This is a genomic window from Pedobacter sp. HDW13 (assembly GCF_011303555.1).
Lineage (GTDB): Bacteria > Bacteroidota > Bacteroidia > Sphingobacteriales > Sphingobacteriaceae > Pedobacter.
On the sequence record NZ_CP049868.1, the window covers coordinates 520,018 to 546,050 of the forward strand.

At 40.2% G+C, this 26,033-nt stretch carries 21 protein-coding genes and 1 pseudogene; 4 read left to right on the top strand and 18 right to left on the bottom strand.

Annotation, left to right across the window (positions count from 1 at the left end; all coding sequences use genetic code 11):
- Nucleotides 1-175: 175 nt before the first annotated feature.
- Genes G7074_RS02250 through G7074_RS02265 form a run of 4 tightly spaced genes read right to left on the bottom strand, consistent with a single transcriptional unit; the run spans nucleotide 176 to nucleotide 2,792 of the window.
- Nucleotides 176-880, bottom strand: coding sequence for a response regulator transcription factor (locus G7074_RS02250; protein WP_166206547.1), 705 nt, complete (start codon nucleotides 878-880; stop codon nucleotides 176-178).
- Nucleotides 877-1,686 (bottom strand): sensor histidine kinase, encoded by an 810-nt coding sequence (locus tag G7074_RS02255; protein WP_166206550.1) that lies wholly within the window; start codon nucleotides 1,684-1,686, stop codon nucleotides 877-879. The genes G7074_RS02250 and G7074_RS02255 overlap by 4 nt, the downstream gene beginning before the upstream one ends.
- A complete protein-coding gene (locus G7074_RS02260; RefSeq protein WP_166206553.1) occupies nucleotides 1,653-2,333 on the bottom strand; it encodes a hypothetical protein in 681 nt (226 codons plus the stop codon). The genes G7074_RS02255 and G7074_RS02260 overlap by 34 nt, the downstream gene beginning before the upstream one ends.
- A gap of 27 nt (nucleotides 2,334-2,360) precedes the next feature.
- Nucleotides 2,361-2,792 (bottom strand): hypothetical protein, encoded by a 432-nt coding sequence (locus G7074_RS02265; protein ID WP_166206556.1) that lies wholly within the window; start codon nucleotides 2,790-2,792, stop codon nucleotides 2,361-2,363.
- 216 nt (nucleotides 2,793-3,008) lie between these two features.
- Between G7074_RS02265 and G7074_RS02270 the strand changes: the two genes are divergently transcribed.
- From G7074_RS02270 to G7074_RS02285, 4 genes are read left to right on the top strand one after another with little or no spacing between them, the layout of a single operon-like run.
- On the top strand, nucleotides 3,009-3,710 hold the full coding sequence (locus tag G7074_RS02270) for a TIR domain-containing protein (protein WP_166206559.1): 702 nt from the start codon (nucleotides 3,009-3,011) through the stop codon (nucleotides 3,708-3,710).
- A gap of 10 nt (nucleotides 3,711-3,720) precedes the next feature.
- The gene (locus G7074_RS02275) at nucleotides 3,721-4,092 is read left to right on the top strand and encodes a TIR domain-containing protein (RefSeq protein ID WP_166206562.1); all 372 of its coding nucleotides are present in this window, start codon (nucleotides 3,721-3,723) and stop codon (nucleotides 4,090-4,092) included.
- Between the two features lie 9 nt (nucleotides 4,093-4,101).
- Nucleotides 4,102-5,082 (top strand): caspase family protein, encoded by a 981-nt coding sequence (locus tag G7074_RS02280; RefSeq protein WP_166206565.1) that lies wholly within the window; start codon nucleotides 4,102-4,104, stop codon nucleotides 5,080-5,082.
- A gap of 9 nt (nucleotides 5,083-5,091) precedes the next feature.
- Nucleotides 5,092-5,589 carry a hypothetical protein gene (locus G7074_RS02285; protein ID WP_166206568.1) on the top strand — a complete coding sequence of 166 codons (498 nt, stop codon included), beginning with the start codon at nucleotides 5,092-5,094 and terminating at the stop codon, nucleotides 5,587-5,589.
- Between the two features lie 757 nt (nucleotides 5,590-6,346).
- Here G7074_RS02285 and G7074_RS02290 read toward each other — a convergent pair.
- The 14 genes and pseudogenes from G7074_RS02290 to G7074_RS02345 all read right to left on the bottom strand — a co-directional run bounded on the left by G7074_RS02290 (nucleotide 6,347) and on the right by G7074_RS02345 (nucleotide 26,028).
- Nucleotides 6,347-7,471, bottom strand: a complete 1,125-nt coding sequence (locus G7074_RS02290; protein WP_124562505.1) for a metallophosphoesterase — start codon at nucleotides 7,469-7,471, stop codon at nucleotides 6,347-6,349.
- A 144-nt stretch (nucleotides 7,472-7,615) separates the two neighbouring features.
- The gene (locus G7074_RS02295; protein ID WP_124562506.1) at nucleotides 7,616-9,028 is read right to left on the bottom strand and encodes a hypothetical protein; all 1,413 of its coding nucleotides are present in this window, start codon (nucleotides 9,026-9,028) and stop codon (nucleotides 7,616-7,618) included.
- 4 nt (nucleotides 9,029-9,032) lie between these two features.
- On the bottom strand, nucleotides 9,033-11,825 hold the full coding sequence (locus G7074_RS02300) for a TonB-dependent receptor (protein ID WP_166206571.1): 2,793 nt from the start codon (nucleotides 11,823-11,825) through the stop codon (nucleotides 9,033-9,035).
- Between the two features lie 131 nt (nucleotides 11,826-11,956).
- Nucleotides 11,957-12,256, bottom strand: a complete 300-nt coding sequence (locus G7074_RS02305) for a hypothetical protein (protein WP_124562508.1) — start codon at nucleotides 12,254-12,256, stop codon at nucleotides 11,957-11,959.
- 512 nt (nucleotides 12,257-12,768) lie between these two features.
- The gene (locus G7074_RS26470) at nucleotides 12,769-13,230 is read right to left on the bottom strand and encodes a glycoside hydrolase family 95-like protein (protein ID WP_205944142.1); all 462 of its coding nucleotides are present in this window, start codon (nucleotides 13,228-13,230) and stop codon (nucleotides 12,769-12,771) included.
- 50 nt (nucleotides 13,231-13,280) lie between these two features.
- A complete protein-coding gene (locus tag G7074_RS02310; protein WP_205944143.1) occupies nucleotides 13,281-15,155 on the bottom strand; it encodes a glycoside hydrolase N-terminal domain-containing protein in 1,875 nt (624 codons plus the stop codon).
- 23 nt (nucleotides 15,156-15,178) lie between these two features.
- Entirely contained in the window at nucleotides 15,179-16,432 is a 1,254-nt protein-coding gene (locus G7074_RS02315; RefSeq protein WP_166206574.1) for a DUF2264 domain-containing protein, read from the bottom strand.
- Nucleotides 16,433-16,443: 11 nt separating this feature from the next.
- On the bottom strand, nucleotides 16,444-17,811 hold the full coding sequence (locus tag G7074_RS02320) for a glycoside hydrolase family 105 protein (protein ID WP_166206577.1): 1,368 nt from the start codon (nucleotides 17,809-17,811) through the stop codon (nucleotides 16,444-16,446).
- Between the two features lie 153 nt (nucleotides 17,812-17,964).
- Complete coding sequence (locus G7074_RS02325) at nucleotides 17,965-19,506, bottom strand: discoidin domain-containing protein (RefSeq protein ID WP_166206580.1); 1,542 nt, start codon at nucleotides 19,504-19,506, stop codon at nucleotides 17,965-17,967.
- Nucleotides 19,507-19,551: 45 nt separating this feature from the next.
- Entirely contained in the window at nucleotides 19,552-20,247 is a 696-nt protein-coding gene (locus tag G7074_RS02330; RefSeq protein ID WP_166206583.1) for a RagB/SusD family nutrient uptake outer membrane protein, read from the bottom strand.
- Nucleotides 20,248-20,264: 17 nt separating this feature from the next.
- Entirely contained in the window at nucleotides 20,265-21,230 is a 966-nt protein-coding gene (locus G7074_RS02335; protein WP_166206586.1) for a RagB/SusD family nutrient uptake outer membrane protein, read from the bottom strand.
- A gap of 55 nt (nucleotides 21,231-21,285) precedes the next feature.
- Nucleotides 21,286-23,658: a SusC/RagA family TonB-linked outer membrane protein gene (locus tag G7074_RS02340; RefSeq protein WP_166206588.1), complete on the bottom strand. Its 2,373-nt coding sequence runs from the start codon at nucleotides 23,656-23,658 to the stop codon at nucleotides 21,286-21,288.
- Nucleotides 23,659-23,756: 98 nt separating this feature from the next.
- Nucleotides 23,757-24,317, bottom strand: a pseudogene (locus G7074_RS27820) (TonB-dependent receptor plug domain-containing protein); the annotation flags it as partial.
- A 52-nt stretch (nucleotides 24,318-24,369) separates the two neighbouring features.
- Nucleotides 24,370-26,028 carry a RagB/SusD family nutrient uptake outer membrane protein gene (locus G7074_RS02345; protein ID WP_166206591.1) on the bottom strand — a complete coding sequence of 553 codons (1,659 nt, stop codon included), beginning with the start codon at nucleotides 26,026-26,028 and terminating at the stop codon, nucleotides 24,370-24,372.
- Between the last annotated feature and the right edge of the window lie 5 nt (nucleotides 26,029-26,033).

Here is a 26,033-nt window from a genome sequence, read left to right on the forward strand (position 1 = left end):
ATTATGCGAGCCCACTCTAAGAGAAAAACTCTGTGAACAAAACCCGGTTGCACGCTTTGGGCCTCAATTCCTTGTCTACAATCCTTGAAATCCCCAGGTAATTATTTAAATTCCTTTAAGGTTAAAAATAGCTTGAGTAATCGTCAAGCTAAAAGTTAAAGAATGGTTTAAATGATTACTTAATATCTTCGATTCTAAAAATATTATTCTTGAGCGCAAAAAGAATCAATCCGGGTCTGTTTCGGATACTGAATCGATTAAATATCGCCGCCCGATAGCCATCAATTGTTTTCGGACTAAGATACATTTTATCTGCTATTTGCTCATAAGTCAAATCTGTACAGGCGAGCCGGATAAATTTGTACTCATTCTCATTGATATGGGGCAGGACATCCGTTTTCCCGGAACCTGAAACCTCAGCTGAGCCTACTTCCGAAGTCTGGAGAGACTCGATTAGTTTTCCAGTAAGAAAGTCAGTATAATAAAACCCTTTTTTCGAAATGGCTTGAAGTGCTTGGTGTATATCCTCCACTTCGATATCTTTGGAAAGGTAGCCTTTTACACCCAAGCGCATCATCCTGCTTATAGCCTCGTCGGTTTCCACCATTGAAACTACAAGTACAGAGATTTTTGGCTGGTTATTTCTAAGCCAAAGCATGGTCTCAAAGCCATCCATATCAGCCATATCAATATCAAGAATGAGAATATCGGGCAGCGCTTTGGGATCAAGTTTTTTGATCATATCCTTTCCCGATTCCGCCTCAAGCACGATGAGGTAATTTTCCTTGTCTGCCAGGTCAATTAGTTTGATAAGGCCTTTTCTAAACAAATTGTGGTCATCCACGATTCCAATTTTTACGGGCGATTTACGATAGGTCATAGATATTTATTTAAAGGAATTTCAAGATTTACAGTCGTTCCACTTCCAGGAATGCTGTGGATTTTAAGCTGGGCATCGATGTGCTGTGCTCTTCCAGCAATGTTTAGCAAGCCCGTGCTTTCTTTTTCCATGGCCTGGGTGGCAGCAAGGGTGGTATCAAAGCCTTTACCATTGTCTGCAATCCTGAGAGAGATATTTTTATTGGTAAACAAAAGATCGACATTTACCTCGGTTGCATCTGAATGCTTTACAATATTATTTAGTATTTCCTGACAAAGACGATATAAGACAATTTCCTCTCCCGAAGGCAGGCGGACCGTCTCCCCTTTTTTCTCGTAATTTACCTTGTAGCGTGTGGTCTTCGCTAATCTCTGCAGCTCATTCTCAAGCTTTCTGACAAAACCGGCCTGCATGATGTGCTCAGAATTCAAAGAAACACTCAGCGTTTTAACCTCATTCATTAATTCTTTCACGAGTGCTTTGGTTTCACTAATCTGCGGGCGCATGTCCGATGAACTTTGTGCTAGTATCGCCGAAAGATTGATATTAATCAGAGAAATAAGGTGACTAAAGTTTGCATGTAATTCCTTTGCGATGTGGTCCAACGTGTGTTCCTGGATTTCCAGTTTTGACTGTAAAATTGTCCTGTTGAAAGACTCGCGCAGTTCGAGCACCTCTTGCTGATGCTGAAACCTTTTTTTTTGTTGTCGAAAAAAGAAATAGGTTAGCAGGCAGACAAAGAAAAGTATGATAGAGGTCGATACCAAAATGGTTAGAATAACCTCCTGGGAGCTGGATTCTTGCATAAAAAAGCGATAAGGTAAATGCTGTACATTGAAATATTTAGAATCAAAAGAATGTTAAATAGAGCCATAGCCAGCGGAATATTGGTACGGCTGAGATAATTGATAAAGATAAAGTAGGGTAAACTTACCGAATGCAGGAGCAAGGAACCCAGAGAGATCCAAAATAGTGGCGTACCACTGACGCGTTGCGGAACCGCCCGGTTATGTTCTTGAATAAAATATAAGCAACTGCAAAGAATGACTATGCTGCTGCCAAAGATGATATTAAAAGTATTTAACTGGGCCATTGTTTGCAAAAAAAGAATATTGATGATTCCAAAAGTAGCATAAGCGATAGCAATCCATTTCGCCCAGTACCTCAGCCACAAATTCTCCAGTGCCTTTGAAAAAAAGTACACATAGAATATATATTCAGGCAAGAAATAAAGGTTGTACAACCACAAGTTCGATTTTGAAAAGTTCCAATAAGCAGTTTGATGAAGATCAAGCTTCCACCATACTGCAGAAATTTCCAGCAGAAAACTGAAAGTCAGAAATATGGAAAACGATTTTAAGGGTCCTGCCCAGTCATTTTTTATAGACCTCCAGCTACATATCACACTGATAAACAACGGAATTAAATAAATATACTGGGCAGGATTTTTCATCCCTTAATATACATTTTCTGCACGATATTATCCTTCGCTGCCTTCATCATCGCACATAGGTGGACAAGGATTGCCCACATTGAAATCCCTTGATCTACTTTCGCCCACTGCCCTGGCCTGAAAGTCAGTTTCGTCTTCAATGGAAATATCAACGTGCCCACCATTGCGCACCCCGGGTTTGGTCATCACCATCAGCAGGCATGTTTGTCCGCTATAATTTTCCTGCTCACCGTAAGCGCCAAAATATATACGCAGGCCATCCGCGTCGGCCTTGTTCATCTCATCCAAAAGAAAAGCAATATGCTCCTTGGTATACCAAATGGATTTGGTATCGGGCTTATTCATTTCCCTGGAAAGGATTGAATGTTTGGTTTTCGCATATCTTGCTATACGCGCCTTGGTAATGGTTTTGCCTACGAAAAAAAACGGCAAGGGCTGTGCCCCATCTGATTTTAACATAATATTGATTTTAAAGATTAATTATTTGCTGCAATGATACGCCTGGCAGCCGGCGAAGTCAATAGTATCATTTCTATGGCAGCTAAAAACAGGCCGCCAGCGCCCTTTTGATCACAAATACAGGAAAAACCCTATGCCATTATAGGGTAAAACCTCTTCCTGGAGGTAAAATTGAATGGTCAATACCTGTGTTTGCCTCGGCTGTTAAATGATATCATGCACCTAGACATTACTGCAGGCGGTAAAAAGGCAAAAACAGGCTTTTCCCTTAGCGATACAGGTTTTTACCCATTAGGATTCTCTTTAGGTTTGAACCAAAATTTAATCGAGAAAAACATGGCTATTTTTACAAGTAACTACCTGAAAAACGTGTCCAGAGCCCGGACGATCAATGAGAATGTTAATCTTTCCGCCCAGCGCTCGGAGGTCCATAATACATTCGATATCTTTTTATGCCATAGTTTTCTGGACAAAGAAGAGGTTGAAGGACTTTATCTTGAACTGACTAGACGTGGACTGAAAGTGTATGTGGACTGGATTATCGATCCGCACCTCGACCGAAACAATGTCACCAAGGAAAGTGCAGAGCTGGTCAGAAAACGCCTCCGCTCTTCACGATCGTTATTGCTGGCAATGTCCCACAATGCGGAGATATCCAAATGGGTGCCTTGGGAACTCGGATATGTGGACGGTCACACGCAACGTTGTGCATTAGTACCAGTATCCAAGGATAATGTAACCCGAAGCACATTTCACAGAAGTGAGTACTTGAAGCTGTACCCTTTTATTGAAAAACCAAATGATTTGTCCACGTTCAGCGACCGCCTATTCACAGTTGAAGATACCTACAACTATGTTGACTTTCAAAGCTGGCTGACAGGGAGTGCAGTCAGATTTAATACCCGTAACTTTTTTTAATCCAAATATCATGTCAGAAAAAAAATCAATTTTTGTCGCCTTTGCCATCGAAGATATCATGCAGCGAACTTTCCTGAAAGGCCAGAGCCTTCATAACAAATGTCCATTCGAATACATTGACTATTCGGTAAAAGAGCCCTATGCTAGCGAATGGAAGGAAAAAGTCAGGGCGCGAATCAGAAGATGTGACGGGGTAATTGTGTTGGTCAGCAAAAATTCCCTGAGCTCTTCTGGGCAACAATGGGAAATCCAGTGTGCTAAGGAAGAAAAAACAGCGATCCTTGCGATATGGGCTTATTCAGATGATCGTACATTAATAAACGGCCTGTCTGTAAAGACGTGGACTTGGGATACAATAAGTAATTTTATTGACAATTTATAAGGCGCAACTATGAAAAAAATAGCTTTAATCGTAGGTATCGATTATTATAAGCATGTCTCTCCGCTTCATGGCTGCGTAAATGATGCTCATGAAGTAGATAGTATGTTGAAGCGGAACGATGGCGGGTCGATCAATTTCAATACCAAGCTGGTCACCGCTACCGGTCCATCTGAGCTTGTAAATAAAAAGGAGTTAAAAGAACTGGTAAAAATTCTTTTCACCCAGAAAGCCGATATTGCCTTGTTTTATTTTGCGGGCCACGGTCACATTGAGTCTTCTGGCGGATACCTTGTGGGCTCTGATGCAAAGGCAGGAGATGAGGGGTTTTCACTGAATGAAATTATGAAGCTGGCAAACGATTCTCCTGCTATAAATAAGATTATTATTTTAGATAGCTGTTTTTCTGGTATCGCAGGCGCTTCCATTGAAAATACAGCGATCTCCAATCTTTCAGAGGGTATGACTATACTAACGGCCTCTACCAAGGATCAATATGCGTCGGAGGAAAATGGAAGAGGTGTATTTACGTCCTTGATGGTTGATGCACTTAGTGGAAGCGCAGCAAATCTTGTGGGCCAGGTCACACCAGGAAGCATTTACGCGCACATCGATCAATCCCTGGGAAACTGGGATGAGCAGCGTCCTATATTTAAGACCAATGTTGAAAATTTTGTATGCCTAAGGGAGGTCACCCCGCCAATTTCGCTGGAGGAGTTACGCTCGATAACCGAATATTTTCCTGCTCCAGGTTTTGAATATCAGCTGGACCCCACATACGAATCCGAACTGAAAGGAAGAGAGGATGGAATGGCGGAACCGATAGAGGCTAATACAGTTATTTTTAGACGCCTTCAAAAGCTAAACAGGGTGAATCTGTTAGTGCCTGTAAATGCGCCGCACATGTGGAGCGCTGCTATGGAAAGTAAAAGCTGCAAATTAACCGCTCTAGGTGAACACTATCGCCGCTTGGTTGCAAAAGAACTCATTTAATCCAAATCGATGCAGACCATAGGTGTTACAGGCCATCAGTGTTTTGAAGGCATTTCTGATGCGTTATGGCTGAGGCAACAGCTTCAAACGAAGGTAAAAGAACTTAAGGATATTGAATTGGGCTACAGCTCTCTGGCTATTGGCGCAGACATGCTTTTCGCAGAAGTACTGTTAGCTATGAAAATTAGGCTTGTTGCAGTAATTCCCTGTATGGATTACGATATGACCTTCGGCGAGAATGATCTCATTCAATATCAATTTCTGCTCAATAACGCTGGTGAGAAGATCATACTGAACTTTTCGCAACCCGATGAGGAGGCCTTTTTTGAAGCCGGTAAATACGTCGCCAGGCATTCTGAAACCCTGTTTGTCATCTGGGACGGTCAGCCTGCTAAGGGTCTTGGCGGCACGGGAGATGTATTTAATTACGCCATGGGGCAAGGAAAGTCAATCATCCATATAAACCCATGGACAGAAGAAACAATTACATACAACTATAAACAATAGAAAATTTCAATCAAATATATAAGCAAGCATATGGAATATATAAAATCACAAATGGTATTTAAAGATTATAAATGGACCGCAAGCGCGGACCACGATAATCCCAGGTTTATCGGCGCTCAGGAACGGTCAATGCTAAACCGTTCGGAGGGATATGAAATGCTCTGGTTTATCAATAGCCTGGCCAAGACGTGGGGCTGGACGAATGTTGCATTGAGCAGCTACCAGCACTTAGAACGCATTATTAGGGAAAACGTGCCAAGTAACATCCGAACCCACAATGAAATCCGACAGTGGATTGCAAACCGTTATGAACGAATATAATTGCCGTCCCGTTAATTTCTGCTCGCGGAAATGGGATGATCAATTAATTTGACCCTTGGTGCACCAATTTTTAAGCGCCCACAAATACACTGATAATGAATATGTTATCATAATAATATTTCTGGCAAAACTGGACTTATTGCCATCGGTCTATCTGCTAACATTTGCAACTTAATTGTAAAATCAATAGGGATCCCGCTGGGGATCCCTAAAAAAAGTGTACCCATAATCGGGAATACTTTCAATATTTAAAAGTCTTTTTATTGCTTATTGAGCCTATAGTAGAAGATTTAAAAGTTAAAGGTTTTATAAAACAATTTAAAACCCGGTCAAGGTATTTCATTCCAAAAATACCTTGACCGGGTTTCTTTGAACCAAAAAACCTGACATTATAAACTTAAATAGTCACAAAACAATTGGGATCAGTTAAAATGGTTTAAGTATTTAAAAATATCGTCTTACTTTTTCCAAAAACAATCCCTTTTGGTTTTTTTGGTTTAGTATTCCAAAAACATTCCCTAACGGTTAAACGTCTGTTTTTGGTATCTAAACTAATTAACTGAAAAGACAAGCGTTTTTCATTCTTCGAAGAATATTTACCTTTCATTGGCGAATCGACCCGGAACACATTTAAATTAGCCTTTTTATGCGGTCCCTGATAAATATAAAACTCATTCCAATTGCTGTTACCATGAAAATAAACTTTTATATTAGGGTATTGTACAAGAAAATCTTCCCAGCCAGCCTGCTCTATATCAGTTGTCAGATGCTCCTCTTCAGCATTTTTTAAACCTTTGTAGTTTTCGCTCAAAAGATTTTCAAATCCTGCTCCTACTCCATTAAAATGTTTTGCCTCGCAAGTGGGTTGGTCATGGGTAAAAATAACAACAGGTGTTTTGATGGTCAAGGTATCTAAATCCTTTTTAAGCCAAATCCTTTCGGCAGAGTCGGGCCATAAATTGATAAACACAAAATGAATCCCATTTATATTTTTAACATAGTTAATTTTATCCCTTTCGTAGTTAAAACTTTCATTAGTTAAAGGTGTTGAAGGCTTCATCATTAAATTATAAATCCCCACAAAAGCTGTTGGATCTGTTTTTTGATTGGCCAATTTGCGATGCCCAATAGCATTGGAGATATCGTGATTTCCGGGTGTAATTAACAGCTCTGTTTTTACACCTTTGCTATTTGTTAACCTTAAACCTGTGATATAATCATTCTCAAACTCCTGCCACGATACACTGGCTTTTTGAATATTACCTTCCATCCGGTTGGCAATGTCGCCACCTTGTATTAAATAATCTATACCATTTACTAAACTACCTTCGTCTACGCCTCCATCTGCCGGCAATCTTAAGCCCTTAATCTTATTCAACTCACTAATCAAAGCCTGGTTCACAATATGTCCGGAAACGTTTTTGTTTCCCCTAAAATTTTCTCTACTGATACCAAAATGCGCGTCGGAAGTATAAATAAAAGTTACAACCTCCGAATCACTTTTAATTTGAGAAAATACCTCAGCATTACCAATTAAGAAACTAACTACAAAAGTTAGCATCGTTATTATATACTTTTTGCAAAGAAAAACTTTCATTTTTTCAGATTTGAAACTGTTTAAAATATGAGCTTATAATATTTGCACTCAATTAACAAGACCTTAAGGTTTAAACAGAATTTTTATTTTAAAATTAAAATAGCTTTTTTAATGGTGATTACCCGAACCATCAATTTGATAAGCACCAATATCTTTACCCGGAGGAGTAATTTCTGTTGCACCAAATTTAGGGTCAATAGGTACATCGGCTTTGGCGGTAAAACCTGTAAATCCTTTACCTACACAAGGAGACGTTAATTTTAAAGCAAAATTATAATTACCCACCACATTTATATCGGCCACATTTATACCTGTTGGCAAAGGAACGGGGCCATTGATAAACTGCGGATTGTTGGCACCCAAAATACTAGTATTAGCCACATAGGTATCGCCCGCTTTCCATCCGACAGGCAAAAAAATCGCTGGATTAGGTATATCAGTTGGCTGCGCTTCGCTAATTGCAGTGCTAATTGCCAATGAAGGGTAAATTTGATTGGCGACCGAAGCCAGATCGGCATAAGTAAAATTATAACCGTATTTTAAATTAGCCAAATCGGCAATTGGATTTTGCACCACGCGCAAACCAAACTTACAGTTAACCATTAAATTGTTATAGGCCATACCGCCAGCGTCCTGTTCAAAATTAATAGAGCCACCCCGGCCGGCAGCCTGCCTTCTGTAACCACAATTTACAATCGTGTTGTTGTACATTCTAACGTTAGAACTTGGCACACCTACTGCAGCGCCAGAATTAGAAAGTTTAGGTCCGTTGGTTGCAATACCGATACATAAGTTATAAGCAAAATCGCCAATAGTACCTGCTTTGGCATTTAGAGCTTCGCCACCAGTGGCACCACATTTTTCGAATGTATTTCGCATAATGGCAATTTTACCACCCAAAGTACGGATTGGATCATCAACACTGCCGTAAATCCACGAATCTTCGAACACAAAGATCCCTGCCGGATTTTGGAATAAAATTGGATATGGGCTTTTCGAAATGGTAGCAACAGTTCCGCTTGGTGTAGCACCGCCAAATTCGATGTGTGTCCACTTAATAATCATTTTCTGACAGGTTGGCCCAGCCATTATACCCGTCCACTTACCAGTATAAGCCGGATCTTTACTGGGATCGGAGCCTATAGCATCGGTTTTAGTAACCCCCAGCATGGTAAAGTAATTGGGTTTTTCTTTAGTACCCAGGCAAATTAAAGTACCCTGAACACCAATACCATAATTGCCGTTAAAATTAACTGTAACACCTTCCTGAATGGTCAAAGTATCATTTTTACCCACAATTAAATTACCGCAAACATTATAAGTTTTACCAGCCAACATTGTGCCTTTTACAGCAAGATCTGTTTTTCCTGGTTCGGGACTTAAACAGCCAACATCGCTAATTGGCGAAGCTACTATAACTTCGGCTTCTGACAGGTTTTTATGGTCAGCACTTTTTTTGCAGGCATAAAAAATAGCGCACAGCAATACAAAAGCGAGGATTAAATGTATTTTCGTTTTCATAATATTATAATTTGTAGCGTAAGCCTAATAAGAAACTTGGTTTAAAAAAGTCTTTCTGAACAATGATTTTATTGTCAGGATCGCTTTGCAGGTTTAAAGGCCTTGATCCAGGAGCTTGTAAATAACTATTGTAAGATTGGTGGATTTCTAAAATAAAAGGGGCATTGGTTAAATTATTGGCCTTACCATACACAGAAAAAGCTTTACTTAATTTTTTCTCAATCGAAAAATCCAGTTGCTGGGTTGGAGCCTGCCAATAATCGAGCCCGTAATAAGGGCTAACCAAAGAGATGCGTCTACCAGTATAAACAAAGGCGGCCTGAACATCCAATCCGATTTCCGGGTTTTTATATAATAACGATAAATTACCAACGTGCTCCGATTGCCCTTGAAGTGGCCTTGTTTCAGATAAGATCTCGCTTACAATCTGTCCGGCATCATTTCTATAAACCTGCAATTTATCAGATGTTATTTTAGATTTAGTGAAAGTATAGTTAGCCATTATACCAAACGGACCAACATACTTTGTAAATACTGCTTCCAGACCGTAATTGGTTGCTGCACCAAAATTCTGTGGCAAAAGCATCAGTTCGGTAATGCCAATTTTAGTGGCCACCAAAGAATTTCTTCCTGTTGCTGCGAATTCAATTGGATCTTGAATTTGTTTATAAAATGCGCCCAGCAATACCTGATCAGCATTTTTTGCAGAAAACAGTTCATATTTTAAATCGAAATTATCAGCAGTTGAATGGTTTAAACCCGCCGGATTACCTGATTCTTTAAATACTTCTCCCTGCTGCCCGTCGGGAATTAGCTCTGCAAATGCCGGTCTGGCTAAAGCCCGGTAATAGGATAGCCTAAAATTCTGATCTTGGTTTAAGCTATACTTAAAAATTGCACTTGGCAGGAAATCGGTATACCAAATTTTACCGCTTTTAAAAGGTACAGAAGTAGGCAACTGCGTATCATAGTTTTGATCTGTATGCTCTATCCTTAAACCTCCTAAGGCTTCTAAGCGTGGGGTAAGTAGCCATTTACCTTGAATATAACCGGCAATAATATTCTCTTTAATGGTATAATTATTTCCACTTTCAGTAGAAAACAGCGCATCATCTGGCGTTTTAAAATTGAAAATGGCATTGTCAATTCCCGTATATACTTCGCCAACCAATGGCGACAAACTATAAGAATTATAATAATTTCCACGGGCTTTATTCCTTTCTACACCACCAGTTTTCAATTCAAATTTCCGGTTTAAAAGCTCAAAATTATTGGTAAAGTTTACATAAGCAGAATAATCGCGATCATCATTATGTGCCCAGGTTCTTTTCATTGGCTGTAATTTGTAATCACTCTTTGTAGCTGAGGAAGAAATGGGATACTCGTAGGTAAACTCTGCCTGATCAGGAATATGGTTATTCGCATCGGCATAAGCCAGAGACCAGTCTAACCTGCTATTTTTAGCCAATTGATGATTACCCTGAAGGGTAGAATTATAGATAGACTGATATTGCCACCTGCTTCTGCTAATGGCATCTACTAACGAGTTTAATGCAATGGTATCGCTGATTAAGCGGGTTTGATAATCATCTAACCGAACAAATACGTTAACTAAAGAAAGTTTATTTCTATCGTTTATTTTATAATCAAACTTATCGGTTACACCCAAACGTTTAATTTGTTGAGAATAGGAACGATCTTGCAATTCGATAAATTGGGGAACATTGTTAACAGCAGGTTGCGCATTGGGCAGAAAAAATGTCGAATTGTTACCTGTAAAGCTATTTTGATAGCTACCAGAAACAATAACACCAAACTTGTTATCTTTTCCAAAACGGGTACCGATAGCCAAACCTATATTCGTATTGATCGGGTTATCCCTTTTCCTATCGAACCTTAAATTATTTAGGGGAAAATCGGCTGGGGTAGCTCTGTAATTTACGCCATTTACTTCACTAGGTGCTTGTTTTGCAATGATAGTGGCATCGAAACCGACAAATGGACGATTGTGAAAAACGGTATTATAACCCTGATTAAAATTTACGTTAAACAGCGTTTTATTCGGTGCATCTTTCATCACCAAATTTATGGTTCCACCAATGGCATCACCTTCCATAGCAGGAATTAAGGTTTTACTTACTTCAACTCTTTCTAATAATTCTGCAGGAAATAAATCCAAAGGTATAAACCGGTTCTTGTTATCCGGACTCGGAATTTTGACTCCATTCACCAGGGTATTGATGTAACGTTTTTCCATACCCCTGATAATTGGATACCGACCTTCACCGGATGAACTTCGCTCTATTGTTACTCCAGAAACCCTTTGCATTACATTGGCTACTGTGATATCGGGTGAAAGTTCTATGTTTTTGGCCGAAATAATATTGACCAATTGATTGGCATTTTTTTCGAGTGTCCTGGATCTTTTATCACCTGATTGCTCTTCGCCGGCAACATTAATGGTATTGAGCTCTTCAACACTTGATTCGAGCTCTACATTTAAATTAAGGCTTTGATTTTGCTTAAGGCTAATGTTTAGCTTTTTAGTTTTATAGGAAACGTAATGTATTTCTAAAACATAATCACCAGATTTTAAATTTTTTAACTGGTAGTTACCATCCAATTGTACAAAAACAGCCTTCCCATTGTCTTTTAAAAAAACTGAGGCACCAATTACAGGTTCTTTGGTAACAATATCTGTAACCTTACCCCTTATGGTTTGGGCATAGCCATTTGAGGCAAACAGCATAAACAAAAATAACAGCAATAAACTGCCGAGATGATAAAGGTATTTCATAAGCCTTTTTTATTTTTTTTACAAAGAGAGCTTATGAAATCTGTAGTAATTCTGATTTTCAGAACTACTACAAAAAGATTAATTTATTGATAATAAGAAATTAACATACAGACAGGCATTTGAACGAGGAGCTAATATCCCATTACTTCATTTTCGTTTGTAAAATTGGTAATGAAAGCAAAATCATCAACAGGAGAATTTACAGAAAATCTTAGGCTAGCCAGTTTAGACCAATTGTTTTTTATACCTTTTGCTGAAAATATATCTAAACCACCCATTCCAGGTAGTCCCCTACTGGAGTAATATAAAGTACCATCTGCTGCAATGTTAAGGGACATTTCGTCCTGACTGGTATTAACTCCTGAACTCGCACTCTGAGGTTTCCCCCAACTACCATCGCTTTGCAACTGGCAATACCAGATATCTGTCATAAAAGATAACCGGTAAAACACCGAGTGACTATCGAAAAGAATGTATGCGTTCCACCTATGAGTATTAAAAGGAACAATTTAGGTAATTGCTCGGCAGTCAAATTCGTGTACAGTTTGGTCCGAAACGGACTGCCAAGTTTCGGATTCTTCCCCAATTTTGGTGGTTTTAGTTGCTAAATGCTTGAATGCATCTAATGAAAGTATTGGATATGATGCTCTAAATGCAGCTATCATGTCACACCTAGATTAATAACCATTCATTTTTAACCCGAAAAAGAAATTTACCCTGTTAAACAATTATTCCCCAAAATTTGAGGACTTGAGCATCGTTAAAAACTTTTGTTGCACTCATAAGCTAAATTATTGACCACCAAAATTGGGGAAGAACCAGTTTCGTTGAAATACACAATATGATGTACCGCCCTGAATTTACTTGTCGTTTGGTCTAATACGGGTTTTGCTTTAAATAACTACTGGTTTGGCAAATTCAACTAATACAATCAATAGAGATCTTAAAATCGAATCCGATACCTCCTTCCTTTCTCTGTATCAAGTGTTTTAAAACTTGTTCTATACCTCAATCGGCAACTTCCTCCCTGTTTAGCAAATATCTCAAGGAATATGAGTTTCCCGGTTTGCCACTTTGCACTAATTTCGAAACCACCACGAGCAACCAGCCCCGAAAAACTGCCATCAGGCCACTCTAGCGGTAAGGCAGGTAATAGTTCGATATATCCTTGATGACTCTGCACCAACATCTCGGCAATGCCTGCCCCTCCGCCATAATTTCCATCAATTTGAAATGGCGATGCACATAAAAGATTAGGATAAGTACCTCCTTCTCCGGCTTTCAGCATGCTGGCCGGGCGGAATAGCTTCTTTAACGCCTCGTATGCCAATTCACTTTTCCCCAATCGTGCCCATAAATTTATCCTCCATGCTAAAGCCCAGCCCTGGCCTTCGTTCGTTCGCATTTCTAAAGTCTTTTTAACAGCTTCAACCAATTTAGGGGTCCGATCTAATGTTATACTACTACCAGGGTATGCAGCAAATAAATGCGAAACATGGCGATGGGTAGGTTCTTCATCTTTCCAGTCGTGATACCATTCCTGCAAATTACCCCCTTGCCAATTTGATAGGCATAAAGTTTGGCTAAGGCAATTTTTACGCTCAACTGCATAGCTGTGTCTTTATTAAGTATGGTAGCAGCCTGTAAAAAATCAGCAAACAGCTCGCGGATTATAGCTAAATCAGCAGTTGCACCATATAGCGTTTGCCCTTTATAGCCTTTATCGGTTACATAAATGTTCTCCGGAGAGATGGTCGGAGCAGTAACTAGGTTTCCATTGTTATCTGAAACTAAGAAATCCATGCAAAATTGCACTGCACCTTTCATCAATGGATAGGCTAGTTTTTCTAAGTAAATTTTATCATGGGTAAATGCGTAATGCTCCCAAAGATGGGTAGACAGCCAATTACCTCCCATCGACCAGGTAGACCAGATGGGGATACCTTTACCAAATGCGCCAACCGGATTGCTCATTGCCCATATATCACTATTGTGATGGGCCACCCATCCGCTGGCATTATAATAATTTTTAGCTGTAACGGTTCCTGTTTTGGCTAGGCTGGCAATAAAATCGAACAAAGGTTGGTGCATTTCCGGCAAATTTCCGGTCTCAGCTCCCCAATAATTCATTTGTAAATTGATATTGGTGGTATAATTGCTAGCCCATGGTGGTCTAATGGCTTCGTTCCATATGCCTTGTAAATTATTGGGTACACCACCCGGCCTCGATGAGCTTAGAAGTAGATACCTACTGTATTGATAGTAAAGAGCAATTAAACCATTATCACTCTTATCTACTGTAAATTTGTTTAAACGAGCTGCCGTGTTTAAATTCCCCGCTCCACTGTAACCTAAATTAAGTTTCACACGGTTAAAGTATTTACGAAAATCTTTGGTGTGTTGTAATAAAATCCCTGTATAGGTTTGCTGTTGTGCTTTTGTAAGGTAAGTTTGTGCAATAGCTTTTTCATCCTTTCCATCAGTGGCAGGATTTTTATCCGGACCATTGTAACTGGTAGCAATAGATAGAAGTAAAACAGCCTCGGTAGCGTTTGATATGATTAAACTGGTATCGCCAGTTTTCTGCATTCCGTCGGTTTTTAACACTTTCAATAAGGCCGTAAACCTCATTGTATTTTCATCATCGAAAACAATGGTACTCGGAAGGTGCGAACGGAAATCTTTCTCTTTATGTGATAAAGACCTACCATTAAGACTAAGTACTTGATTGCTAACTAATGATTTGGCCTTTAGTAAAGAATTGAAACGGCAGGCAAAGTCTAACTTGTTTTTTCCTTTGGCAGTTATTCTAATTACAATTAGCCGATTGGGATGAGAGGCAAAAACCTCTCGCGTATAAACAGTTTCATCACTTGTAAATACGGTTTTGGCAATTGCATTTTGAATATCTAGTTCTCGACGGTAGGCGCTAACATCCTTAATATTTTTAAAATCAAGAAATAAGTTCCCAAGTGGCGCATATGATTCGCTATAGCTGCCCTGCATAAACCGCATAAGCGAATCAGCCTTTTTGTAGTTTTCTTGAAATAGTGCTTCTCTAATCAGGCCTAAATAATTCTTTGCATTCGGGTTCATGTTTGGATCAACCGGTGCACCACCCCACAAGGTCGATTCATTTAATGATAACCTTTCGGTTTGGGTTCCACCATATACCATGGCGCCCAAACTACCGTTTCCAAGTGGAAGCGCATCTACAAACTTTTCTGCAGGTTGGGTGTACCATAATTTTAAATCCTGCTGTTGTGCAAAGCAAGCTGAAGATATAAACAACAGAAAAAGACAGATGTAAGTTTTAAATGAGTTAAACATTTGTTTTTAGCTTAAAGTTAATATTAATTGCCCGCAGCATGGTCTTTTAAAAAAGCATTACCTGTCCAGGCTTTCTGTGATGTCCATAGTCCGGCAGGGGCTGTCCAGAATGTATTATCGGCCGGTAATCCCAGTGGTAAAAAACCAAGAGTTGCCATATAAAGGCTTCCTGTGCAGGTGTAAGGATCGGCAATTTCTGGTTGGTGACCATTAAAGCCCAGCACTAACCAGCCTTGTTCATCAAAATTCTGGTTGCCCGCGTACATATTTTGAAATACTTTTGTTAGTGCACACCTTACCTGTGCCGGACTTAATTCATTTGGTAACTTCTCATCTAACGCTACCTGCGCCAGGGTTTGAAAAGCAGCTGTACGATAAGTTACACTTCTACCTATAGGAGGGTATTCGCCGGTTGAGGAAATCATCCGTTCGGTAATTTGAGCATAACGTACAGCCCGGTTAGTTACCTTAAACAATTGTGCTTCAGCCATTTTTTTCTTGGCTACCATCACTTTTAAAATATCCATCATCATGGGGTGGATAACGTAAGCATTGTAATAATCTGTACTGAAACTAGCTCCGTCAGAATACCATCCGTCTCCAACATACCACTCATTTAGCTTGTTAATAGCAGTCATGGTACGATAAGGTTCATACTCCTCCCCCACGCTCAATAGCCAGGCCTCTTCAATAGCCTGAAACAAAAGCCAGTTGTTGTATGCGCCGGTTCTGTTTCTTAACGACTTAACTTCTGCTATGTACCTTTTCTGAGTGGTTTCATTTAATGCTTTCCAAACATTAGGCGCTCGTAAAAAGCCTTGTACAACATAGGCTGCATCTACAATTGGTTGTGCATCTGTTCTGAAGTTAATGTAATCGGCACTTAGCGGATCTACAGCATTAGTTAAAGCCTGGATTGTCTCTGACTTAAATCTTGCCCTTAATTTTCCTTCTTCCGTATCATCATCAGGCAGGTTTAACCATGGGGCAATGCCCGCAAAGGTCCGGCCTAAAGCTTCGGTATAACCAACTTCTTTTACATTATTATAGTAATGAGGGGCTACTTCAGTAGCCATATTTTTTTTCAGGGTATTATTAGCCAGGTTATGGATAACGGGGTAAGCTATTTTATACAATGTTTTTACCCAAAAGGCCCTGTCCTGTACCCCCGTGGCTACCGCATTTGTTTTCGTTTTCTTCCCTGATTGGGCACGGCTGGCAAAATTTGTTACTAAAAACGTAACTCCTATTAAAAAGGCATATTTAAAGTTGTTCATACCTGATATTGTTATTTAGTATTGATTTCGAAAAATTGATTGGTTCCGGCGTTAAGGCTTGCGTTGAAGTGTATTCCGGTTATCTTTTCTCCTTCATAACTTGTATTTAAAGGTACAATTTCACCAGTAGCAGCATTTCTTACTATTAACTGGCTAGCTTCTTTTACCTTTAACTTCTTTACAATACGAGGCCAGGCCACTTTTATGGTTTGCTCGGCTTGGGTTGAAGCCCCATTATAGGCTTCAGCAATGAGGCCATTATCCTGCGTTAATGAAAGACGAAACATTTCGCTCCCTGCCAGGAGAAACGCACCAACACCAAAAACATCAGTATCTTCATAGCCTACCTTATCTGGTGCAGCTCCCTGGGCCTGTACAAAGCCCAGCTTCCCGTCAGGGTGTACAGCAGATTTTAATGCATCCCAGGCCTTTGAAACAACAGGCTTATATTTTTTAGCGGGGATAATTCTGTTATTTATTCCCCAAGCCATTGCATAACAAATAAATCCCGTTCCGCTTGTCTCTTTGGTAGGATAACTCTCGGGATCGAGCAGGCTGGCATGCCAGCTTCCATCTGCCTGCTGCAATGAAGCTAATTTACTGGCCATATTTGTAAACAGTTTCAATAACTTATTGCGCTGAGGATGATTTTCGGGCGTTACAGACAGCAAGCGTGCTAAACCTCCAATCACCCATCCGTTACCTCTGCTCCAGAAAACCTTAGCTCCGTTTTTCTCTTTTTTATTAAAATAACGGCTATCTCTGTAAAAAAGATATTCGTCTTTATCATATAGGTAGGCGGTAGATTTCCACCAAAGTTCGATTGATTTGTTGAGATATTTTGCATCTCCTGTTGCCTGTGTTAAATAGCCCAATGCTGGCGGCCCCATAAACATGGCATCACACCAGGCCCATTCGCGGGTGTAAATATTATTTTTCCATTCTAAACTTTCTAAATGCGGTAAAGTAACAATGGTATCGGCCAGGGCTTTAAACTTTCGGATATATTCGGGATTTTTATAAACTGTATACAGCTGCGAATAAAGCTGGCCAACACAATAGTCATCGGCAAAATAACGGTAACTTCCCGTATCCCATTTATTATCCGCACCAACCCTTTTTAATTTGTTATAATATTGTTCGTCATTGGCTAGTTTAGCCCAGGCCATCATGCCTGCATACATCGCGCCACTGGTCCAGTCTTTTTTCGGGTTTTTCCATCCCTGGGTTTCCAAATTTTGCCATTGCCAATCCGCCACTTTTTTCATTTGATAGCAAATAGAGTCGTCAGCTAATAGTTTACGTTTACCGCTGGATTTTGTTTGTGCCAACAAATTAATTTGGGTAAAAAAGAGCAGTCCAAATAGGATTTTTTTCATTGTGTGTTTTTAAGTATTAAAAAAAGGAATGACAGGCAAAAATTAATGCCCATCATTCCTTAGCATTATAAGATTTTATCAAAAAGTAGCGGTTTTTCGAGGCCCGGCATCAGATACCGCTAAAATTTATGCCTTATTCATTTATCGTTCTTATTAGTTTTTATAAATCCCGAGTTCTGCAATACATGATTTATTAGGTTCTGCAGTGTCATAATTCGACTTTACCAGCACCTTAAAATACCTGAACGTTTTTGTCGAATCAAATGCCAGTTTAGATGCCGTTTTAACATTTGGCACCACATAGTTCCCGGTCGATTCCCAATTTATATTATCGGTACTGATCAACACTTCAACGTTTTTTACCATTCTGTAAACATCCTGACGTTGGTTAATTGTAAGTCCATCCGCCTGTAATTGCTTGTTCATATCAATAATCAGATAATGTGGTAAAATTGCTGCAGGCTGCGAAAATTTGGCAAACCAAAAGGTGCTTAAGTTATCATCAATTACTTTTAAGCCTTCGTAAGTCGCTTCTTCCGAACTTACATTAATTACCCTCCAAGCAGATTTATCCGGTCCCGGGGTTATATTAATAACAGGAAGGTTGTTCAAAAAGTTAAAATCATACGTTGTATTTGTAACTACCCCATTTTCATGAATCAGTTTTACTTTCAATTCAGCTGGATTATTTGCTTTATAGGTATTATTCATTTCAGTCATTGGTAATTCCACATAAAAACTATCCGTACCAATTACATCAGAACGCCAGGTAACCGCGTTATAATCTTTATTCACTCCTACACCTTCATTATTATAATTAGGATCCAGGTAATAGGTAACATTAGTAACCGCAACGTTGCTGGTAAATCTGCCTGAAGCAATAATGGCTCCTTTAGTAGCTGAGTAGGAAGCATACATTCTCTTAATACCAGCTGTTACAGCACCATAGTAAGTAATGGGCGATTGCTTTTGAAAAATCTGGTTGGTATTTAAAATAGCACAATCTGCTTCGGTTAAAAATGTAGGCGACTTACCATAAGTTCCATTACCACTCCCCATTAAAGAAGTACCATAATTGGGGTCATTTATTCTCGATTCCCGCTGCCTGTTGTGTGGTAAATTTAAACCATGCCCCAGCTCGTGTGCTAAACCACCCTGGCCGCCCAACACCACCCCATCCTCTCCTTTATCTGGCCAGAAACAATACTTGCCATAGCCAACATAAGGATTGTCTATTTTATTATCCGGACTGATAATTAAGGTATGTTCGCCGGATTTCTCTCCTGGATGAGCAGTGAAGTAAGCCTCTACTTCCGTAATAATACCTGTTAAGTTAGCGTTTGTATACTTATCGGCTGTTAGCTTGGCAGGTATAGTTACAATTTTAATTCTGGTTTTGTTTAGTTTGGTTAATAAACCAAAAGTTTTAAATCCGTAACCATTTGCCTGCATCTGGTCACCATAAAATTTAGCTAATTTGAGCAAAATTTCACTTAACCTGCGTTCATATTCAGGTTTTGCCGGATTATCGGTTGGCACAAAGTACACTACATTTAAGTTATAAGTATGATCGCTTGTAAAACCTGTGTCAACCACTGCGACAGGAGTTGATGTTTCAACAATTTCTACTGGAACGTTTTTTGTACAAGCCGCAAAAAAAAGCGGCAGGCACAACCATAGGAATGTTTTTTTCATTTTGGGTACATTAATAGGTTGATTATATTGATTTACTATAAGGCTTTACCAGCCTGGGTTTTGATTCTGACGACCAATGCCCGTATTTGCATCTACTTCGTTTTGTGGTATAGGGTATAGATACATTTTAGGAAGGAACACCTTGTTTTCGATCAGGGAAGAAGTATAAGTGGTAGCGGTTCCATCCCTGCTTACTCTTATTCCACGCAAAGGTGCACCCAATGTAGTTTCTCCAATTTTCCACCTGCGTACATCCCAAGGGCGGTGACCTTCAAAAGCCAGCTCAATCCTTCTCTCGTTGCGTATCCGCTCCCGCATTTGCGCCTGAGACAAACCCGCAGGTAATACCGGCATCCCTACCCTTGTTCTGATAGCGTTGACTGCGGCGTATACCGATACATCTGCACCAACAGTTTCATTACGGGCCTCGGCATAGTTCAACAGCATTTCTGGCAAGCGGAAAAATATCCAAAAATGGCGGGAAGTCTGGCTATTGGTTAAGTTGAGTGCCGGATCGAGGAATTTTTTAAGGTAATAGCCGGTTACGGTACCATTGGTCTTATCTGGTCCATCCGCGCCCCCGCGGGTAACATCAATCACCCGTCCGTTATAAGTTAAACCATCACGTAAAATAGTAGCATCCAATCTTGGGTCGCGGTTTAAGTAAGGCTGTAAAGGGTCATATCCCGAGCCTGCCTCGCTAATCGGCTTACCAGTTGTTTTCATTTCAAATGCATCCACTAGGTTTTGTGAAGGTCCTACTCCCCCACTTCCCTATCAAAGCCTACGGCATAATTTCTCAACTCCAGATAATTCTGGTTCGATTCGTTCTGTACCCAGATCATTTCCTTGTTTGCATAAGGATTTCCCCGGAAATTGGCTTCGTAATTGGCCATGTTGTTACTGATTGCCGTAAGCGAAAAAGGGGCAGTACCATTAGCAAAAGGTAAGGCTGCTGCTGCTGCAGCTTCCCATTTCGAGGCATCATTTGAAGGATTATTCAGCGGGCTGGCAGCGTAAAGCAATACCCTTGCCTTTAAAGCCTGTGCCGACCATTTTGTGGCCCTTCCATAATAGTTTTGAACATTTGATGCAGTATAATCAACCGGTAAACGGTTAAAGGCAGAATCGCAATCTTTTAAAATGAGTTTTACACCATCGTCATAACTGGCCCTCGGAGTATTTGCATCTTCTCCTACATTAATTGTTTTGGTAAGCAAAGGAACACCGCCATATCTCTTAATCAGCTCGGCATAAAAGTAGGCTCTTAAAAAATATACTTCACCAATCAGGCGTTGCTTCTGTACCTCAGCCGTGATGTTGTTGATAATGATTGGTGCACCATGATCTACGGTATTTACCTGGCCTATCTGCTCAAAGAATTTATTGCATTTGCGGATACCTGTGTAATAATAGTTCCATAAATTATCGGGGTTATTATCTGCGCTCCAGGCACCGGTACCAAACCGCTGTACCTCTGCAGAGAGGTTGTTATGCTTGGCATCATCGGTAGCTGTTTCTATAAAAGTGGTACTCGAAGTGGCACTAAAACCACTTTGCAGCGTAGCACCATAAATATCGTTTACAAACTCTGTTACATAATTGATTTCTGTAAAAATCAGTTTTTCTGGTACCAGAATTTCAGGTGGGCTGTCCAGCAAGCTTTTTTTACAAGAAAGCAGCATTGCGAAAGCACAGATCAGGATAAGAATACTTTTTTTCATTACAATATATTTTTATTGATGTATGGTCAATTGACCATCATGATTAAAACAAAAATTAAAAGGTGAACTGTCCACCTACATTCACAATACGCATACGTGGGTAATTTCCGATTCCTGCACCCGACATTTCCGGGTCCATCCATTTTACCGGTAGTTTATCCATGATAAAGAGGTTTGAGCCATTGACGAAAATTCGCATGTTATCAATCACTACTTTCCCTTTATTGCGGATTGCGGTAGAAAATCCTACTTCTACATTTTTCAATTTCAGGTAGTCGCTTTTATAGATCCAGAAATCCGAGGCCTGATAATTAAGTGCGTTGTTTACCACAGAGAGACGAGGAAAATCTGCCATTCCAGCTGTTTCCGGTGTCCAGCGGTTTAACACGAATGTGCTGGGTTTAGCACCGCCCTGGAATCCCTGTGTGCTTACATTGCGTACATCTACCACACCACCTGCAGCTCCCTGAAGTAGGAAAGAAAGGTCGAAATTAGCATAGCGGAAACCTCCACGGATACCATAAAAGTATTTAGGCAAGCTGCTTCCCAGATACGTCTGGTCATACACATCAATCAGATTGTCGCCATTCTGATCTTTGTATTTCATATCACCGGCTTTAACCGTACCAAATAATGGTAATGGAATGGTTTTATTTGCCGCAGGCATAGCGAGTTCGTTGTTGATCTTTGTGGCTTCGGCTACCGTGTAAAAACCTTCACTGATCATTCCAAATACACTACTTGTTGGTCGGCCGGTTCTTTTCAGATAATCGTAGGGACGAAAAACTTCGTTGTTAAATACCAGTGTATTTTCTGTCCATGATCCGAGGAGGGCAATAGAGAAACCAATTTTGTTCTTTTCATAATGGTAAGAAAGTTCCCCCTCCAGGCCTTTATTATCCATAATACCCTGATTGTAAGGTGCAGTAGCAATCCCCATTGTTCCTGAAATAATTGGCGTGGTTAAGATATCTGTTCTTTTCTCTTTGAACATATCCACCGACAACCTGAAGTGCTCTTTTAAAAAGTAAAGGTCGAAACCTACATTGGCCTGCCTTAAAGTCTCCCAGGTAACATCTGGGTTGGCCAGTCTGGCCTGCGTTCTTCCACCTAAACTAGCCGGGTTATTGCCAAATACATAGCTGGCACCGCCTGTATAAAAATTCTGGTACAGAAAACGCTGTGTTCCGGCTCCGGTAATATCGGCATTGCCGGTATAGCCAAATGAACCCCTGATTTTCAAGTAAGTGATAAAACTCTGATTTTTCATAAAAGCCTCTTCCGAAACGATCCATCCAGCAGAGAAAGTAGGAAAGAAGCCAAAACGTTTACCTTCAGGTAAATTTTCTGAACCACTGTAAGATCCATTAAATTCGAAAAGGTAACGCTGATCAAACACATAACTCAACCGTGAGGCAAATCCCTGCGAAGCGTATGGAAAATCAAAACCGTTTCCATTCTCGTAACTCTGGTTGTAATTAAGAAAACCTTCTACCCTGTGTTTTCCAAATTCGCGCTGGTAAGCCACATTGGTATAAAAAGTTGTCCGTCTATCTTGATCATTAGATCTTGATACCACATTAAGCAAACCTTCGGTCCCAAAACTCTTATAGGTATTATCGGGCTGTAACTGATAAACGGCAAATGTTTTGGTACGCCCGCCATTGGTATAAAAATAATTATCGAAAGCGAAGGCACTATTGATGGAAAGTCCTGGCGTAATCATATCCAGTTCATGCTTTAATTTAATGGTTCCAAGGAAATTGCGCCTAAACTCTGTAGCATAACCTGTGCTGGTTAGCAAACCATAAGGGTTATTCTGAAACTGTGAAGTACCACCAATTTTATCGTCAGGATATTTTACCGGAAATTCATTACCTGGAGAGCTAGAAATTGCATTAAAAATTGTACCAGTACCAGTCCCCGGATAATTTCTATCTTCTAATCGTCCTGAAAGATCAAGGGAAAGCAATAACCGCTTAGTTGCCTGAAAATCGAGGTTTGTTCTAAAGTTATAACGTTTAAAATCGATGTTGTTAGTAAAACCAAACTGCTCTTTGTTTACATCGCCATTTTTAAAAATGCCGCCCTGGTGCAGGTACCCCATCATCACATAATATCTAAAATCGTTGGTCCCACCCCTAAACATCAGGTTGTAACGCGATTGACTGGTGGTTTTCTTTAGCATTTCATCATTCCAGTTTACGTCTGGATTACGCATCTGGTCTCTGCTCGGATTGTTATAGGCATCGATCTGTGCTTGCGAATATTTTGCAGGAAGGCCATCGTTAATTGCGCCTTCGTTATAAAGCTGCATGTATTGCTGTGCGCCCAAAAAATCCGGCGAAGCTCCGGTATACTGCAATCCGCTTTGTGCCACAAAAGAAACTTCGCTGGTATTGGCCAGTCCTCTTTTTGTGGTGGCCAAAATGGAACGCCCTGCCCCCTTATGCCAAAAGCTCCGTTTGCCGCATTATCTTTTAAAATGGTAACCGTTTCCAGTTCCAATGGATCTATCTGCTGGATATCTCTCTCTATTCCATCTACATAGATTAAGGGTGAAAGGGAGTTGTAAGAACTAAAGCCTCTGATATTAAAAACAGCGCCGTCATATCCGGGTTCACTGCTGCCCTGTCTGGCAACCAATCCGGCAAGGTTTCCGCCCAAAAGATTGGAAGAGTTCGGTTCCGGATTTTTCGACAGCTGCGCACCGCTAACCGTTGATACTGCAGCAGTACTGTATTTCTTATTCTGGCTCATCCACGGCAGCTCGATACTGCCTTCCCAAGGTTTTAAGGCATCGAGTGTGATGGACATTTGATCAGTTTTTGTACTTACAGCAGCATTTTTAGTCAGGTAATTTGCTGCGCGTATCGCAATACTATCAGTATTGTTCAATACAAGCAATACTTCCCCTTTTACGTTGGTAATGTCTTTTTTTCCTGAAGAATAAACCTTGATCCCAGCACCGGCTACTGGGTTTCTATTCTGATCAACTATGGTAATCCGGATTTTCTGTTGTGCCTGTGCATGTATAACGCAAACACAACTTAAAAATAGTACCGTGATAATTTTCAAACAACGCATGTATAATATATTAAGTCTGATAAATTCTGATTATTAATGAGGTTACGGATAGTTAAAACCATCCTGGATTTTGCTTCAGCTCTGGTGATTTAAAGATTTCTACCTCAGGTATTGGATAGAGGTAAAATCTTTTCAGAAAACTTCGTTTTTCGAATGCTGTACGGCTATAGCTAAAAGTTCCGTTGGCATTTTTATTGATTTTAAATCCATAAAAAGAACCTGCATCCAAACTTTCAGCCATTAGCCAGCGGCGCTCATCGAAAAGGTTTGTTTCTTCGAAAGCAAATTCCAGTATCCGTTCCTTTTTTAACTTTGCGGCAAAATCCGCTTGATTTAAACCAGTTGGAAATGCGGGCATACCTGCTCTTGTACGTACCAGGTTAACATAGGTGTATGAATTGGCATTAGGACCACCTTCAAATTCGTTCTGTGCCTCCGCATAATTCAGGTAAAGTTCTGCCAGCCTGTAAAATATAAAGCGGGCTGCTCCCTGGTTCTGTGCGGTTGCACCCACATATTTTTTTTGCAACATACCGGTAATGGTCCGGTCTCCGTTGTAATCTTGCCCGCCGTTAATAAATGGCTCAAATGTTCTTCCGGCCCAGGCTACACCATTGGTTAAAATGGTTTGTAATAAACGGGGATCGCGGTTTTTATAAGGATCCTGCTCATTATATCCTGATGTTGGATCGGAAATAGGCTTTCCATTAACCATATCGTACATATCTACCAGATTTAATGTTGGATTGGATTGGGATGGCCCAGCCACCTGGTTTGCATGAGAGAAGATTACTTCTTTATTATTGGCATTACCCCTTACATTGATAAACATATCGCCATAATTACTATAAAGCTGATATTTGATCGCTTCTGCAGCATTGGCATCTATAAAATCCTTAGCAGCATCCATAGCTGTTTTCCAGCGCTGAATGTTATATGAAGGATACTTAAATAAAGAATCAGGACAATTCGCATCGCTTACATGCGGCTGGTTGGCATTAAATAACGGACTTGCGGCATATAACAGCAACCTGGATTTCATGGCCATACTCGCCGATTTGCAGGCGCGACCAAAATCGGTGGTGGCGTTCGGCCATATCCAGGGCAGGTTGGCCGATGCATAATCTAAATCTTTGAGGATAAATTTAACCGTTGCATCAAAACTCGAACGTTTTAATTGCTTGCCAAATTCAGGTTTAATGTCTTCGGCATCGTAGATCCAAACCGAATCGATAAGGGGTACGCCGCCATAACGCTTTAAGAGTTCGAAGTAGGCGAATGCACGTAAAAAGCGGTTTTCGGCTTTAAAGTAAACCGCATTTGCCGGTGTAAACTTCATGTACTTCTCGTTCTTTATGAAAATATTGCATTTACGTATCATTGGATAATAAGTACCATAAGCATTATCAACATTGCCCGCACCACCGTTGTAGGCATTTACATTGTATACCTGAAAAGGTGACCATTGTATGCCCTGTTCCGATTCGAAACAGCCATCAGCTAACTGCCCGTTATTTCTATTGAGCTGGTTTGAAGGCATACTCGCGTAAATATTGGCCAAGTACTGGCGGCACTGCAGTTCGTTACTAAAAACTGTAGAATCGGTTGTGGTTACATTATTTGGAGGTGCTGCTAAAAATTCTTTCTGGCAACCAGCAATCCCAATGCCCAAAAGAATGACAATGAGGATTTGATATATTGTAGTTTTCATAATGT

What these genes read in the sequence shown, in the direction of transcription:
- G7074_RS02250 (WP_166206547.1), bottom strand. Translation starts at nt 880, where the DNA reads ATGACCTATCGTAAATCGCCCGTAAAAATTGGAATCGTGGATGACCAC.
- G7074_RS02255 (WP_166206550.1), bottom strand. Translation starts at nt 1,686, where the DNA reads ATGCAAGAATCCAGCTCCCAGGAGGTTATTCTAACCATTTTGGTATCG.
- G7074_RS02260 (WP_166206553.1), bottom strand. Translation starts at nt 2,333, where the DNA reads ATGAAAAATCCTGCCCAGTATATTTATTTAATTCCGTTGTTTATCAGT.
- G7074_RS02265 (WP_166206556.1), bottom strand. Translation starts at nt 2,792, where the DNA reads ATGTTAAAATCAGATGGGGCACAGCCCTTGCCGTTTTTTTTCGTAGGC.
- G7074_RS02270 (WP_166206559.1), top strand. Translation starts at nt 3,009, where the DNA reads ATGCACCTAGACATTACTGCAGGCGGTAAAAAGGCAAAAACAGGCTTT.
- G7074_RS02275 (WP_166206562.1), top strand. Translation starts at nt 3,721, where the DNA reads ATGTCAGAAAAAAAATCAATTTTTGTCGCCTTTGCCATCGAAGATATC.
- G7074_RS02280 (WP_166206565.1), top strand. Translation starts at nt 4,102, where the DNA reads ATGAAAAAAATAGCTTTAATCGTAGGTATCGATTATTATAAGCATGTC.
- G7074_RS02285 (WP_166206568.1), top strand. Translation starts at nt 5,092, where the DNA reads ATGCAGACCATAGGTGTTACAGGCCATCAGTGTTTTGAAGGCATTTCT.
- G7074_RS02290 (WP_124562505.1), bottom strand. Translation starts at nt 7,471, where the DNA reads ATGCTAACTTTTGTAGTTAGTTTCTTAATTGGTAATGCTGAGGTATTT.
- G7074_RS02295 (WP_124562506.1), bottom strand. Translation starts at nt 9,028, where the DNA reads ATGAAAACGAAAATACATTTAATCCTCGCTTTTGTATTGCTGTGCGCT.
- G7074_RS02300 (WP_166206571.1), bottom strand. Translation starts at nt 11,825, where the DNA reads ATGAAATACCTTTATCATCTCGGCAGTTTATTGCTGTTATTTTTGTTT.
- G7074_RS02305 (WP_124562508.1), bottom strand. Translation starts at nt 12,256, where the DNA reads ATGACAGATATCTGGTATTGCCAGTTGCAAAGCGATGGTAGTTGGGGG.
- G7074_RS26470 (WP_205944142.1), bottom strand. Translation starts at nt 13,230, where the DNA reads ATGCGAACGAACGAAGGCCAGGGCTGGGCTTTAGCATGGAGGATAAAT.
- G7074_RS02310 (WP_205944143.1), bottom strand. Translation starts at nt 15,155, where the DNA reads ATGTTTAACTCATTTAAAACTTACATCTGTCTTTTTCTGTTGTTTATA.
- G7074_RS02315 (WP_166206574.1), bottom strand. Translation starts at nt 16,432, where the DNA reads ATGAACAACTTTAAATATGCCTTTTTAATAGGAGTTACGTTTTTAGTA.
- G7074_RS02320 (WP_166206577.1), bottom strand. Translation starts at nt 17,811, where the DNA reads ATGAAAAAAATCCTATTTGGACTGCTCTTTTTTACCCAAATTAATTTG.
- G7074_RS02325 (WP_166206580.1), bottom strand. Translation starts at nt 19,506, where the DNA reads ATGAAAAAAACATTCCTATGGTTGTGCCTGCCGCTTTTTTTTGCGGCT.
- G7074_RS02335 (WP_166206586.1), bottom strand. Translation starts at nt 21,230, where the DNA reads ATGAAAAAAAGTATTCTTATCCTGATCTGTGCTTTCGCAATGCTGCTT.
- G7074_RS02345 (WP_166206591.1), bottom strand. Translation starts at nt 26,028, where the DNA reads ATGAAAACTACAATATATCAAATCCTCATTGTCATTCTTTTGGGCATT.